Below are 13,301 nucleotides of genomic sequence, written 5' to 3'. Positions count from 1 at the left end.
CCGGGAGTTCGCGCGGAAAGACCGGCACCGCATTCGCACGACTTCGGCGCCGCGGCAACCGGTCGATTGCCAGTGAAGCGGTCAGCAACCGCCGTCAGCAGCCTCGTCGGTAATGAACCAGCGCTGGAACCCTTCGATCGCATCCGGCATCAGCGCGCGGGCGCGTTCGCAGACCAGCGCTTCCGCTTCACGGAGGGCGCTGATCGCATCCGGCTGCGCACACAACGCCATCGCCACATCCGACGCGTCCAGCATCGCCAGGTTCACGCCCACGCCCACTGGCGGCATCAGATGCGCGGCATCACCGACCAGGGTCACGCCATCGCGCGGGGTCCAGCGGAAATCCGCCGGCAGGCTGTAGATCGGCCGCCGCACGAAGTCCGTGCAGGCCTCCAGCACGCGCCGAAGATCCGGGGCCCACCCGGCATAGCTGCCTGTCACCAGCGCCCGCATGCCGTGCTGCGCGATCCGTGCATCGAGCCACTCGGAGGAGCGCTTCAGCGCCGCATACACGCAGAGCCGATCACGGCTGTTGCGTTGCACGAACAGGGCCTCCTCGCCGCCAAAGCAGAACAGGCTGCCCTGCCCGACCATCGCTGAGATGTCGGCTGCTGGCCGCTCGATCCAACCCTCGAAGAAGGTAATGCCGGTTGGCAGCGGCTCGCACGCACTCAACGCCGCGCGCACTTTCGACCACGCGCCATCGGCACCGATCACGATGTCCGCCTCGTGCTCCACGCCGTTGGCGAAGTGCAGGCGGTGGCCGCCCGCCTGTGCAGGGACGAGCTCGGTCAGGCGGTGGCCCCACTGCACCGCGTCCGCCGGCAGCGCATCCATCAGCAGTTGGCGCAGATCGCCACGGTCGATCTCTGGCTTGTCCTTGCTCCCTTCCGGCCCGAACCCACCGGTGGTGATCACCCCGGACCACGGGTCGCCCGTTCGCGCCTCCTGCCCCTCGTGGCGCGCCACTGCGCGGAAAGCCTCCAGCAGGCCCGCGCGCTGCAGCGCCACCTGGCCGGAATCGTCGTGCAGATCCAGCGTGCCGCCCTGCGTGCGCTGCTGCCCGGACGCTTCGCCCTCGTACACGCGCACGCGGTGGCCGCCGCGATGCAGGATCAGCGCAGCGGTCAGGCCAGCGGGGCCTGCGCCGATGATGGCGATGCGGGAAGGGGGTTGCATGGCGCGATCCAGATTAGTTGACACGTCAACCGTAGACTTGAGTTGTTGACATGTCAACCCTGTCGCGGCAACGTGGGGCCATGAGCTCTCCCCGCATCACCCCCGACGAATGGGCCGCCTGGCGCGGCTTCCGGCGCATGGCCGAGATCACCTCCGGCCGCATCGTCCAGGACATCACCCGCAGCACAGGCCTATCCAAGGCGGACTTCATCGTGTTGATGGAGCTGAGCCAGGCCAAGGATCGCTGCCGCCGCCAGCGCGAACTGCTGGACTACCTGGAATGGGACAAGACGCGCCTCTCGCACCAGCTGACCCGCATGGCCGGGCGCGGGCTGATCGAGCGCGATACCGACAGCGACAACGTCGTGCTGATCCGCATGACCGCAGAAGGTCACGCACAGCTGCGCGCGGCACGGCCGGTGCACGTCGCCGGCGTCCGCCAGTATTTTCTCGACCATCTCGCCGCCGATGATCTGGCCGCCCTGCAGCGCATCACGGACAAACTGCATGCCGCCCTGCAGGACGCGGAGAGCTGACGCATCGCCCCGGTAGTGCCGGCCGCTGGCCGGCAACTGCAGGCACCCAACGCAGCTGGCATGCCCGCCAGCGGCCGGCCCTACCACGGTCGCAACGCCATGGGCTGGATTTGACATGCAGGCATTTACCTGCATATAGTCCATCCCAAGGGCGGCGCCTGCCTGCCCATCGCGAGGAACCTGCAATGGTGGATATCGCACACCGGGTCGGCATCAAAGCCCCCGCAAGCCAGGTGTACCAGGCCCTGGCCACCCCCGAAGGCGTGGCGGCCTGGTGGGCTGAAGACACCCACGGCGACCGCGAAGCCGGCGGCACGGTCAAGGTCCGATTCACCAACAACGGCCAGGAAATCGGCGCCATGGAAATGCTGCTGGTACAGCTCATTCCCGGCGAGCTGGTGCTCTGGAAGTTCCTCGCCGGCCCCGCCGAATGGATCGGCACCCACGCGCGCTTCGCACTGAAACAAGAAGGCGACTACTGCATCGTGCTGTTCACCCACGAAGGCTGGAAGGAACGCGTGGAGTTCACCTCCCACTGCAGCACCAAGTGGGCGGTGTTCCTGATGAGCCTGAAGGCACTGCTGGAGACCGGCAAGGGCCAGCCCAACCCGCACGACATTAGGATCGACAACTGGAACTGAAGACGCCCCGCATGAATGCAGACAAGGTGTTCAAGGCCCTGGCCGACCCCACGCGCAGAACGCTGCTGGACCTGCTCTGCGAAGACAACGGTCAGACCCTCGGTCAGCTGTGCGAGCACCTGGACATGGCCCGGCAATCGGTCACCCAGCACCTGGGCCTGTTGGAAGACGCCAACCTGATCAGCACTGTGCGCCGTGGCCGCGAAAAGCTGCACTTCATCAACCCCGTGCCGCTGCATGAAGTCTACGAGCGCTGGGTACGCAAGTTCGAGCAGCAGCGCCTCAGCCTGCTGCATGACCTGAAACGCGAACTGGAAGGAGAATGACGATGTCCGCAGAGACTACCCGCTTCATCCACGTGATCTATATCGCCTCCACGCCACAGAAGGTGTTCGAGGCCATCACCCGCCCCGAGATCGCCAGCCGCTACTGGGGCCACGAGAACGTCTCGGACTGGAAGCCCGGCTCGCGCTGGCAGCACGTGCGCGCCAACGAAACGCGCTCGGTCGAGCTGGTCGGCGAGGTGGTGGAGAGCACCCCGCCCTCGCGGCTGGTCATCACCTGGGCCGCCGCCTCGCAGGCCGACGACCCGGACGCCTACAGCCGGGTCACCTTCGACATCGTGCCCTACCAGGACATGGTGCGGCTGACGGTGACCCATGAGGAGCTGGAACCGGGTAGCGGCATGGATACCGGCATCCGCCAGGGCTGGCCGATTGTGCTGTCCAGCCTGAAGTCGCTGCTGGAAACGGGCAAGGGGCTGGATGTGTTCGCGAAGCCAGCGTAGTCGTCAGGATGGCTGGCCCGTGCAAGCGGCACCAGGGAGATGCCCCCGTCGCCGCCTCGGCAAAACTACCAATCGCTCCCAATAATTCAATTTCATGGAACAATAGGGAGCACATGGTTCTCGAGTTCCGATATGTCCCCCGCGTTGCTAACCGTCGAACAGGCCGCCCAGCAGCTCAGCCTGCACCCCAAAACCGTCCTGCGGCATATCCGTAGCGGCCAACTGCGCGCGACCCGCATCGGCAAGTCCTATCGCATCACCGCTGAAGACCTCGACATGTTCACCGGCACCGTGCGTGAGCCCTCCGCTGCGCGCCCACAGCTCACCACGGTGGTCGACATTCCCGGATGCGGTGCGGCACGTGCCGCCGACCTGGTCCGTGCCCTGCATGCGCGCGTCACCGGCCGCGAGGCCGACGATGAGCCGCTGCGCATGGAGACGATCTATTCGCCTGAGCACGATGTGCTCAAGCTGATCGTGATCGGTGGCCTGGCAGGTTCCACGGCGCTGCTGGTCAGCCTGCAGCGTCTGCTGCAGGACCGCAGCGCATGAAGCGGCAGCGCCCCGGCATTCCCACGCAGCACGTGCTTGCCGCCTACCGCCAAGTGCTTTCGGACTGGCCGGTACCACACGAATCGCACCATCTCGCCACCCGCGCCGGTTCGACATTCGTGGTCAGCTGCGGCCCGGAACACGGCCCTGCCCTGGTCCTGCTGCATGGCACCCTCAGCAATGCCGCCAGCTGGATGTTCGATGCCGAACGTTGGAGCGAGTACTACCGCGTGCATGCCGTCGACATCATTGGCGAACCGGGCCTCAGCGAAGGCACGCAACCTGCGCTGGACAGCGATGCGCATGCGCAATGGCTGGATGATGTCCTCGACGCACTCGGCGTGGAAAGCGCTGCATTCGTGGGCCTGTCGTTCGGCGGTTTCCTGGCAATGGACTACGCGTTGCGAAGGCCTGCCCGGGTTAACGCACTGGTCCTGGTCAGCCCCTCGGGTATCGGGCGCCAGCGTGCATTCCTGCTCAAGGCGCTCCCACTGTTGCTGCTTGGCCGATGGGGGCGTGAGCGCCTGCGCCGTGCGGTCATGGGCCCCGCGCCACTGCGTGCACCTGCACGTGCGCAGCCGCTGCTCGACCTGCTGGCATTGATCCGTGCCGAGGTCCGGCCACGTCCGCTGCGCATTCCCCGCATCAGCGACGAGCGCTTGGCTACGTTGCATCCACCGGCAGCCCTTGTCATGGGCGCGCGTGATGCCCTCATCGATACCCCTGCCGCCGCCGAACGCATGAAACGGCTCGTCCCGACGGCGGACGTCACCCTGCTGGCAGACGCCTACCACTACATCCCCGGCCTGCGCGAAGACATCCTCGCCCGGCTGCGTCGACTGCAGAGCCTCCGGCATGAATGATTCCATTGAGTACATCGGCACCATCCGTCTCCTGCGCATCGAGCCGCAGGGCCCGACACTCGATGCCAACGCCCTGCGCGACCTGGTCGGCGATGCCCTCGGGCACCAGGCCGAGTGGATCGCCATTCCGGTGCAGCGCCTGTCGCCGGACTTCTTCGAGCTGCGCTCCGGCATGGCCGGGCAGTGGCTGCAGATGCTGGTGAACTACCGCCTGCACTTCGCCGTACTGGGCGATGTCAGCCGCTACCGCGCGCAGAGCGAATCGCTGGACGCGTGGATCACCGAATGCAACCGCGGCCGCGACGGCTGCTTCGTGGCCGACTGGGATGCCCTGCTGGCCCGCCTGTCGGTCTCGGCCAGCGCGGGCTGAACGCCAGCCCCACGCTCACCCTCACCGAACCCGGTTCCGACCGCGCTCCGACGCCGCCCGCCACAGCATCGCCCGCAGGTTCCCCAGGCGACGTTCGATGCGTGCTTCAGACGCAGATTCCCTGCACAGCAAAGTGGCGGCGGTCACGCTCGGCTTCTGGGTGATGAAGATCGCCGCCACCACCCTCGGCGAGACCGCCGGCGACCTGCTGTCGATGACGCTCAACCTGGGCTACGTGGCCAGCTCGGCCATCCTGCTGGCCATCTTCGCCGGCCTGCTGGGCATGCAGTTGTCGGCGCGGCGCTTCCACCCGCTGCTGTTCTGGTCGGTGGTGCTGGCGACCAGCACCGCCGGCACCACCATGTCCGACCTGATCGACCGCACCCTCGGCCTGGGCTATGCCACCGGCGCCAGCCTGCTGGCCGGCTGCCTGGCGCTGGTGCTGCTGGCCTGGCGGATATCGGAAAAGTCGATCTCGGTCAGCAACATCGCATCGCCCCGCGCCGAAGGCCTCTACTGGACCGCCGTGCTGTTCTCCAACACGCTCGGCACCGCGCTGGGCGACTTCCTTGCGGACGATTCCGGGCTGGGCTTCACTGGCGGCGCACTGCTGATCGGCAGCCTCATCGCGTTCACCGCACTGGCCAGCCGCATCAAGGGCATCAACCGGGTCATCCTGTTCTGGATCGCCTTCGTGCTCACCCGTCCGTTCGGCGCCACCTTCGGCGACCTGCTCACCAAGCCGCTGGAAAAGGGCGGCCTGGGCTTCGGCACGGTCGGCTCGTCGCTGGTGCTGTTCACCATTCTCGCCACGCTGGTGGCATTGCCCATGCTGCAGCGTAAAGCACAGCCAGCCAGCTAGCGCGCCGTCCAGCCCCCATCCACCGGCAGCGCCGTGCCGGTAATCTGCGCAGCGGCGTCCGAGGCCAGGAACACCACCATTTGTCCCAGCTGCTCAGGAGTCACGAACTGCAACGACGGCTGCTTTTCAGCCAACAGCGCACGCGCGGCGGTCTCCTGATCCGTGCCCTCGCGCTCGGCCAACGCCGTGATCTGCTGCTCGACCAGCGCCGTCCGCACCCAGCCCGGGCAGATCGCATTGGCGGTAATGCCGGTCCCCGCATTCTCCAGCGCGGTTACCTTGGTGAAGCCCACCACGCCATGCTTGGCCGCCACGTAGGCCGACTTGTTCACCGAGCCCACCAGCCCGTGCACCGACGCGATGTTGATGATGCGGCCGGCGCCCTGCTGCTTCATGTGCGGCAAGGCCGCCGCCGTGGCATGGAATACGGCCGAGAGATTCAGCGCGAGGATCGCATCCCACTTTTCGACGGGAAATTCCTCGATCGACGCGGTGTGCTGGATGCCGGCGTTGTTCACCAGGATGTCGATGCGGCCCATCGTCGCGACGGCATGCTCAATCATCTCGCGCACTGCCTCGCCACGGGAAAGATCGGCGCCGTCATGCGCCACGCGCAAGCCGAACTCGGTTTCCAACCGGGAACGAATGCGTTCGATTTCCGCCGCATCGCCGAAGCCGTTCAGCACGATGTCCGCGCCCTGCCGGGCCAGCGCGGTGGCAATGCCAAGACCGATACCGCTGGTGGAGCCGGTGACCACCGCGACCTTTCCACTGAACATGGGTGAGCTTCCATCGGGGGTAGGCGGTGAGTGTAGCCGCTGTCGTGGCCCCGACTAATGGCCTTCGAATGCAGGCTTCGCCGACTAGGGCTCTTCTACGCCCTCACTACCCGCCAGATGTCACGGGGCGAAATGTCGCTTACGCCCCAACGGCATGGGTAGAATTGGCCCAATTCTGTCGTATAAGGCCATGCCATGGAACACCCTCTCGTCGAGGTTCGCGGCGCTGCCCAGGCGCTCAGGGAGTTCGCCGAAGCCCGTGATTGGGCACAGTTCCACTCCCCCAAGAATCTTGTCATGGCCCTCTCTGGTGAAGTTGGAGAGCTGAACGAGATTTTCCAGTGGATGACGGAGGCCGACTCCTTCAAGGCAGCGTCCTCTGAAGCCACCGCCAACGCCGTACGCGATGAAATCGCCGACGTAGCGCTGTACCTCATCCGGCTGTCGGACGTACTCGGGATCGACCTGAATGAAGCCGTCAGCAGCAAGCTGGTTATGAATGCCGCCAAGTACCCGGTGGACCTCTCGCGAGGTGTCAGCACCAAGTACAACAAGCTGTCGCAGCCATGATCGTCTATCAGGCTGACAAGGCGTCCTTCCTTCGTCAATGCAACGATGAAGAGATTGAGGAGGTCATCCGCGCCAGTTTCAAGGCGGCGACAAAGGGCGACGTAGGCGAGTCCGAGATACGTTCCTGGCGCGAGTCGCTTCGGTACGTCGCGCGCGCGCTCACCCACCACTCCGTTCCCGACGACGTTGGCGTGGCAGTGGAGTTCATTCTTCCCCAGTCAAAGAAGCGCATCGACGTCGTCTTGACCGGTCGCGCCGAGGACGGGTCGCCCCATGTCATCATCGTCGAGCTCAAGCAGTGGTCTGCCATCAAGTCGACCAAGCGCGATGCCATCGTAGAGCTTCGTGAAGGGCAGCCCCTCGTCCACCCCAGCTATCAGGCGTGGTCCTACGCTGCGTTTCTCGAAGGTTTCAACGAAGCGGTCCATGATGGAAAGCTCCGGCTCCATCCCTGCGCCTACCTGCATAACTATGTGCCGGACGGTGTCATCGACTCGCCGCACTACCGGGCTTACATCGAACGTGCCCCACTCTTCCTGAAGAGCAGCGGGGATCTGGAAAGGCTGCGTGGCTTCATCAGTCAGTACACCTGCAAGGGCGATGGCGCGTCTGTGCTTGCCGAGCTGGAGAATGGCCGAATCCGCCCGTCCAAAGCGCTCGCCGACGATGTACACAGGCTGCTGAGGGGAAATAGTGCCTTTGCGCTGCTCGATGAGCAGAAGCAGGTATTTGAAGCCGCCAAGGCTGCGTGTGCCCAAGCGCACGCCAGCGGAAAGCCCCGTGTCGTCATCGTTGAAGGTGGCCCAGGCACGGGCAAGTCGATTGTCGCGGTGAACCTGCTCGCGGCGCTCCGCGATGGGTTGACCGTCAAGTACATCTCCAAGAATGCCGCGCCCCGCGCCGTGTACAGCAACACGCTCATCCAGAAGCCCGAGAACGCCCATCTGGTGCATCTTTTCGGCGGCTCCGGTTCGTTCACCGAATCGGCGCAGAACGCGTACGACGTGTTGGTCGTGGATGAGGCACACCGGCTTACCGAGAAGAGCGGGTTCTACGGCAACCTCGGTACGCACCAGATTCAGGAATTGATCAACGCCGCACTGTGCAGCGTGTTCTTCATTGACGAGGACCAGCGCGTCACGCTGAAGGATGTCGGCACCAAAGAAGCGATTCGAGACTTCGCCATCACCCGTGGCGCAACGGTGGAGGAGTACGTCCTATCCTCGCAGTTCCGGTGTGCAGGCTCCGACGGCTATCTCGCATGGCTGGATGACGTGCTGCAGATCAGGCCTACCGCAAACACAACGCTGGACGAGAACAGCTACGACCTCCAGATCTTCGATGATCCGTCCGCGCTGCATGCCGCCATCGAAGCCAGGAACACCGGTAACCGCGCCCGCGTAGTGGCTGGCTATTGCTGGCCGTGGAACAGCAAGAAGAACAGCAAGGAGATGGACATTGTCATCGGCAACTACCGGCGGCAATGGAACCTCAACGACGACGGAAGCCTCTGGATCATCTCGCCAGATTCGGTTGACCAGGTAGGCTGCATCCATACCTGCCAGGGGCTGGAAGTCGACTACATCGGGGTGATCATCGGGCCAGACCTGGTCATGGAAGACGGCGCGCTCAAGACCGTGCCTCGCGCGCGGGACCGGCACGACAAGACCATGAAGGGATTCGTGAAACTGTCAAAGGCTCATCCCGCACACGCCGCCGAGCTTGCGGACACCATCATCAAGAACACCTACCGCACCTTGATGACCCGAGGGATGAAGGGCTGCTACGTATACGCGACCGACCCGCAGGTTGCCGCCTACTTCAAGGCCCGACTGCAGCGCGTGGCAGCGGGTGAACAGGCTGTAGAGATGGAGGCCTGAGCGCCTCCACCTGATAGCTGGCCAGCGGTGGATCCACGCCGCGCGTGGATGCCCTGGCTTCAGCACCCCGTCACTTCCAGTGATCCGGCCCCAGGAACGGCAGGCTCAACACAAACACCGGAACCGCTACCGGCACCAAGGCGGCGCCCAGCACTTTGCCGGCCGCCGAACTGACACCCGGCTTGTCCTCCCTCTCCTGCAAGATCCGCTGCGCCCGCGCATTGATCGGCTGTACCAGCTTCCCCTTCTCTGCCAGCGCCGCAGCATCCGGCAACTGCACCCGCTCACCGTCGCCCTCGAACAGCGCGCTGTAATAGCTGCCGCCCTTCTTGGAAAGATTGCAGGCCCGGTCAAACGCCAGCGCGTAACGGGTCCGGTCCATCGGCAGGTAGTAGCGCGCTCGCTCCTCCACGGCCTTGGCCTCACGCGAGGGGACCTCAATCCGCTCCAGCTTGAACTGCGCGGCCTGCTCCGCCGTCACCTGCTCCGGCCGCAGCAGCAGCGCATAGCTGCCGTGCACCTTGGCCTTGTTGGCCGGGTCGCGCCAATCCTCATGGAAGTACATCTGCGCGCAGGCCACCGCCTCGCGCAGCGGGCTGTCCATCAGCGCCCGGTACTCGCGAAACGGCGCGGCATTGAAGCGCATCGGCTCGTCATAGCGCGGCAGCAGGTACAGCTGGTCGTCGTCGGCGACGAACGCGCTAGTGATCTCGCGGGTAGAAGCGTGCTCCTCCGGGCCACTGGCACAGCCAGACAGCAGGCCAAGGCACAGGGCGGAGAAGGTGAAGAGGATGGACGTTCGCATGTCGTGTTGGTGGGCTTCCCTGGAAAAACGGCCCCGCCCGGAAGGACGAGGCCAGCCCATCATGGTGCCATGCCGGCCTTGCCCTGCCCAATCAAACGGCTGGAGATCGAGCGGGTTCAAGCCGCTGGCGCTGGTCAGCGTGATATATTGAGTGCGCCTGGACATCCATGTTCAGTGACGTTCCTGGATCAGCCTGGAACGAGCGCCACAGGCATATCCCCGTTCGGCCTTTCCGTAGCGCTTTGGGATTATCCAATCACCAGCGCGCCAGATTACTTGTTGGTTGGCGAAATGAGCCAGTTGCTGGGGGCATGCCTCTTGGCCAACGGCCAGAGCAGCCACTCGGCATGCCTTTGAAGAATCGCCGCGATGTATACCGCATTTCAAGCGTGCCGATTACGGCATCTGCCGTGAGGCGATGCCCATCTCAGTTTCAATTCTGGTTGGTGGTGCCCATATTGTGTTGTTACGGCGCGGTACACCGCCCCGCTGCAGCTGCGCCTGATGGACTCAGAAGGCGCTCTGGCGTTCCGCATTGGCGGGGGTTGCAGGCCATCACCCTTTCGCCCCGGACCGACGCCGGCGGCATCGCAATTGCTGCCATGTTTGTCGCAATCGCCAAACACTTTGCCCCGCTCCTGGGGAACGGATGAAGATGAAAGCCCACTCTTGAGAGGAGAACGCGTTAATGAACGCTGATGATGTGAAGACCATGCCAGTGATGGACCCGCTCGCCAACCAGCACATAGGTGGATCGAGTGCATCCCGACGCACAATCTACGTAGATCTTGATGGCGTAATGGCCGACTTCGACGCGGCATTCCCCGCCCTGTTTGGCCTGGACCATCGCGTGCTTGCCGACGATGAAATGTGGACGCACATCAACAACCACCCGTCGTTTTTCCGCGACCTTCCGCCGATGCACGGCGCAGTAGAGTTCTTCCACAGCATCCACCACTTGAACCCGGTGATTCTCACGGCCTGCCCGAAATCAAACTATCCACTCGCTGCGATGCAGAAGCGACAGTGGGTTCGCGAACACCTGTCAGCAACCTGCCTGGTGTTGCCGGTACTCGGCGGGAGGCACAAGCCCCTCTTCATGCACCAGCCGGGCGATGTTCTGATCGACGATTTCGAAGCGAACTGCGATGCCTGGACAGCGGCGGGAGGCGTGGCGATCAGGCACGCCGGCGATTGGGCCGCGACGCGTCACGCCCTTTCCCAGATTGAAGATCTGTCAGGAATAGCGCTCGCGAAGGGCTGATTCCCTCTCTGCCGCCCACAGACAGGCCGAGGCGCTGGCCCCTCGGCCCACGAGGCTGGCAGCCTGCGGTGCAGGCCCTGCTCTACTTCAAACGCTCCACCAACCGCTGCCCCACCTCCAGCGCCGAAGCCGGGTTCTGCCCGGTAATCAGCTCGCGGTCCACCACCACATGCCCGGTCCACGGCGTGGTGTTGCTGCTGAACTTCGCCCCCGCCCGCTGCAGCGCGGTCTGCGGGTAGAACTTCATCTCACCGCCGCCCAGCAGCGGCTTGGCCTGCTCTTCTTCCTGGTTGCTGATCACCGTCATCTGGTAGCCGCTGTAGATCCACTTCGGCACGGCCGGCATCGCACCCGCTTCCAGCTTCGCCACAAAACCACCCGCATCCGGCAACGTGGACAGCAGCGCGATCGGCCCATGGCAGACCAGCGCCGTGGTCTTGTTGCGCTGGTGGAAGTCGGCCAGCAACCGACCCAGCGCCGGGCTCTTCAGTAGGTCCTGCATCGGCGCGTGGCCGCCGGGAATGTAGACCGCATCGAAGCGCGCGTAGCCCTGCTGCTCGACACGCGCCAGGCTGACCACCGGCGAGGCGGTCGGCGAGGTCAGCGCCAGTTTCTCGAGCAGGTCCTTGTGCAGCGTCAGCTGCGCGGCATCGTTGCCGAAGTACGCCGGCGTCACCGAGGACGCGTCCACCGTTGGCGCCCGCCCGTGCGGCGTGGCGAAGGTCACCTCGTGGCCCGCGTCCAGCAGCAGCTTGACCGGCTGCATCAGCTCGTTGAGATAGAAGCCGGTGGACAGCACCTTGCCGTCCTTCAGGTCCAGGTGGTTTTCGTCGGACAGCACCACCAGCACGTTGGCCGCATGCGCGCCGGTGGCGGCCAGGGTCAGAGCCAGCGCAGCGGCCAGCCGGGTCATCAGGTTCATGGGGAACTCCTATCGGGGAATGGCGGCCACTTTATTCATCGCCGCAGCGGCGATAAATTGGCCCTATCGCAAAACATCTGTTCCCCGGAGAGCCAAATGAGCCGCAAGTTCGACTACCTGGGCGATGTGGAGGTGTTCCTTGCGGTGGTCGAGCACGGCTCATTCACGGCTGGCGCGGTGGCGCTGTCCACCACGCCCTCGGTGCTCAGCCGCGCGGTCACCCGGCTGGAAGCGCGGCTGTGCCGGCAGCTGCTGCAGCGGACCACCCGCCGCGTGGGACTGACCGACGCCGGGCGGCTCTATCTGGAACAGGTGCGCACCGCCTTCGGCCTGCTGGACGACGCCGAGCGCGACGTGCTGGCCCAGGACGGTGCACTGGCCGGCCGCGTGCGCCTGAGCGTGCCCACCACCTATGGCCACTACCGGCTGCCGCCCGTGCTGGCGCGCTTTGCGCAGCAGTACCCGCAGGTGCAGGTGGAACTGAACATCACCAACCGCAATGTGGATCTAGTGGCCGAAGGCTTCGACCTGGCCATCCGCCTGGGCCAGCTGCCGGACAGCGGACTGGTGGGGCGAAAGCTGGAAGACGCCGCACTGCTGCTGGTGGCCGCGCCGGAGTACCTGCAACGCCGCGGCACGCCGCAGACGCTGGACGACCTGCAGCAGCACCTGTGCCTGCCCTTCGTGATGCCGCGTACCGGGCGGTTGGCGCCGTGGATCTTCCGCGACGACGGGCGCGACGTGGACTGGCTGCCGCGTTCGTCCATTGAGACCTCCGACGATGTGCTGGGCGTGGTGTCGCTGGCCGAACAGGGCATCGGCATCTGCCAGAGCTATGAGTTCATCGTGCGTGAGCGGTTGCAGCGTGGGCAGTTGGTGGAGGTGCTGCCGCAGCTGCGGGGGAGATCGCGGCCGTTCTCGGTGATCTATGCACCGCATCGGCGGCAGTCGGCGGCGGCGCGGGCGATGATTGAGTTGCTGGTGGGAAATGCGGCTGAGGATGGCGTCGGTTGAAGCTGGCTTGCTAACGGTGTCGGGTTTGAACCGATTTTCGAGGTGTGCGGCTGATAGCGCGCCGTTGATTGGCGAGGCGGACTAAGAACTGTTGCAAAGCAGGCCGTCGCGCTATTCGCTTGTGGCGTGGGCGATTGCGCCAGTTTGATTCGGAATCAACATAGCATCTGCGCGAATGCGTCTGCTGGCGTCGCGTGCTGCACGCTTGGCGCGTGCAACAATAGTTCTTCGCTCTCGGATTCGGCGATTCGTTCGCGAACTTCTATTGGCATTCGAA

At 64.8% G+C, this 13,301-nt stretch carries 16 protein-coding genes; 12 read left to right on the top strand and 4 right to left on the bottom strand.

Features of this window, described 5'->3' with window-relative positions; translation table 11 throughout:
• Window positions 1–81 precede the first annotated feature (81 nt).
• Entirely contained in the window at window positions 82–1,179 is a 1,098-nt protein-coding gene (locus LRM18_RS06975) for an NAD(P)/FAD-dependent oxidoreductase (RefSeq protein ID WP_270952893.1), read from the bottom strand.
• Between the two features lie 80 nt (window positions 1,180–1,259).
• Between LRM18_RS06975 and LRM18_RS06970 the strand changes: the two genes are divergently transcribed.
• The 8 genes from LRM18_RS06970 to LRM18_RS06935 all read left to right on the top strand — a co-directional run bounded on the left by LRM18_RS06970 (window position 1,260) and on the right by LRM18_RS06935 (window position 5,790).
• Complete coding sequence (locus LRM18_RS06970; protein ID WP_103283021.1) at window positions 1,260–1,715, top strand: MarR family winged helix-turn-helix transcriptional regulator; 456 nt, start codon at window positions 1,260–1,262, stop codon at window positions 1,713–1,715.
• Between the two features lie 185 nt (window positions 1,716–1,900).
• Entirely contained in the window at window positions 1,901–2,356 is a 456-nt protein-coding gene (locus LRM18_RS06965) for an SRPBCC domain-containing protein (protein WP_164083617.1), read from the top strand.
• An 11-nt stretch (window positions 2,357–2,367) separates the two neighbouring features.
• The gene (locus LRM18_RS06960; protein ID WP_005416268.1) at window positions 2,368–2,682 is read left to right on the top strand and encodes a metalloregulator ArsR/SmtB family transcription factor; all 315 of its coding nucleotides are present in this window, start codon (window positions 2,368–2,370) and stop codon (window positions 2,680–2,682) included.
• A gap of 2 nt (window positions 2,683–2,684) precedes the next feature.
• The gene (locus LRM18_RS06955) at window positions 2,685–3,143 is read left to right on the top strand and encodes an SRPBCC family protein (RefSeq protein WP_191862863.1); all 459 of its coding nucleotides are present in this window, start codon (window positions 2,685–2,687) and stop codon (window positions 3,141–3,143) included.
• 132 nt (window positions 3,144–3,275) lie between these two features.
• On the top strand, window positions 3,276–3,695 hold the full coding sequence (locus tag LRM18_RS06950; RefSeq protein WP_270952877.1) for a helix-turn-helix domain-containing protein: 420 nt from the start codon (window positions 3,276–3,278) through the stop codon (window positions 3,693–3,695).
• Complete coding sequence (locus LRM18_RS06945; RefSeq protein WP_270952875.1) at window positions 3,692–4,558, top strand: alpha/beta hydrolase; 867 nt, start codon at window positions 3,692–3,694, stop codon at window positions 4,556–4,558. Before LRM18_RS06950 ends, LRM18_RS06945 begins: the two co-directional genes overlap by 4 nt.
• Window positions 4,551–4,928, top strand: coding sequence for a DUF4180 domain-containing protein (locus tag LRM18_RS06940; RefSeq protein WP_270952873.1), 378 nt, complete (start codon window positions 4,551–4,553; stop codon window positions 4,926–4,928). Before LRM18_RS06945 ends, LRM18_RS06940 begins: the two co-directional genes overlap by 8 nt.
• A gap of 97 nt (window positions 4,929–5,025) precedes the next feature.
• Window positions 5,026–5,790, top strand: a complete 765-nt coding sequence (locus tag LRM18_RS06935) for a hypothetical protein (RefSeq protein ID WP_270952871.1) — start codon at window positions 5,026–5,028, stop codon at window positions 5,788–5,790.
• Here LRM18_RS06935 and LRM18_RS06930 read toward each other — a convergent pair.
• A complete protein-coding gene (locus LRM18_RS06930; RefSeq protein ID WP_270952869.1) occupies window positions 5,787–6,569 on the bottom strand; it encodes a 3-hydroxybutyrate dehydrogenase in 783 nt (260 codons plus the stop codon). The genes LRM18_RS06935 and LRM18_RS06930 overlap by 4 nt on opposite strands.
• Before the next feature lie 195 nt (window positions 6,570–6,764).
• Here LRM18_RS06930 and LRM18_RS06925 point away from each other — a divergent pair, with 195 nt between their 5' ends.
• Window positions 6,765–7,139 carry a nucleotide pyrophosphohydrolase gene (locus LRM18_RS06925; protein ID WP_057494069.1) on the top strand — a complete coding sequence of 125 codons (375 nt, stop codon included), beginning with the start codon at window positions 6,765–6,767 and terminating at the stop codon, window positions 7,137–7,139.
• Window positions 7,136–9,019 carry a DUF2075 domain-containing protein gene (locus tag LRM18_RS06920; protein ID WP_270952866.1) on the top strand — a complete coding sequence of 628 codons (1,884 nt, stop codon included), beginning with the start codon at window positions 7,136–7,138 and terminating at the stop codon, window positions 9,017–9,019. Before LRM18_RS06925 ends, LRM18_RS06920 begins: the two co-directional genes overlap by 4 nt.
• 70 nt (window positions 9,020–9,089) lie before the next feature.
• Here LRM18_RS06920 and LRM18_RS06915 read toward each other — a convergent pair whose 3' ends face one another.
• Window positions 9,090–9,824, bottom strand: coding sequence for a hypothetical protein (locus LRM18_RS06915; RefSeq protein ID WP_149901948.1), 735 nt, complete (start codon window positions 9,822–9,824; stop codon window positions 9,090–9,092).
• A gap of 688 nt (window positions 9,825–10,512) precedes the next feature.
• Here LRM18_RS06915 and LRM18_RS06910 point away from each other — a divergent pair.
• Window positions 10,513–11,088: a hypothetical protein gene (locus LRM18_RS06910; protein ID WP_088497279.1), complete on the top strand. Its 576-nt coding sequence runs from the start codon at window positions 10,513–10,515 to the stop codon at window positions 11,086–11,088.
• An 82-nt stretch (window positions 11,089–11,170) separates the two neighbouring features.
• On the opposite strand, the gene LRM18_RS06905 is transcribed toward LRM18_RS06910, so the two are convergent.
• A complete protein-coding gene (locus LRM18_RS06905) occupies window positions 11,171–12,010 on the bottom strand; it encodes a type 1 glutamine amidotransferase domain-containing protein (RefSeq protein ID WP_270952862.1) in 840 nt (279 codons plus the stop codon).
• Window positions 12,011–12,106: 96 nt separating this feature from the next.
• On the opposite strand from LRM18_RS06905, the gene LRM18_RS06900 reads away from it, so the two are divergent.
• On the top strand, window positions 12,107–13,024 hold the full coding sequence (locus LRM18_RS06900) for a LysR family transcriptional regulator (protein WP_270952860.1): 918 nt from the start codon (window positions 12,107–12,109) through the stop codon (window positions 13,022–13,024).
• Window positions 13,025–13,301: the final 277 nt, after the last annotated feature.

Source organism: Stenotrophomonas sp. PI_27, from assembly GCF_027854495.1.
Classification (GTDB): domain Bacteria; phylum Pseudomonadota; class Gammaproteobacteria; order Xanthomonadales; family Xanthomonadaceae; genus Stenotrophomonas; species Stenotrophomonas pavanii.
Note: the sequence above shows the minus strand (reverse complement) of the source record. Positions and strands in the feature narration are given on the sequence as shown.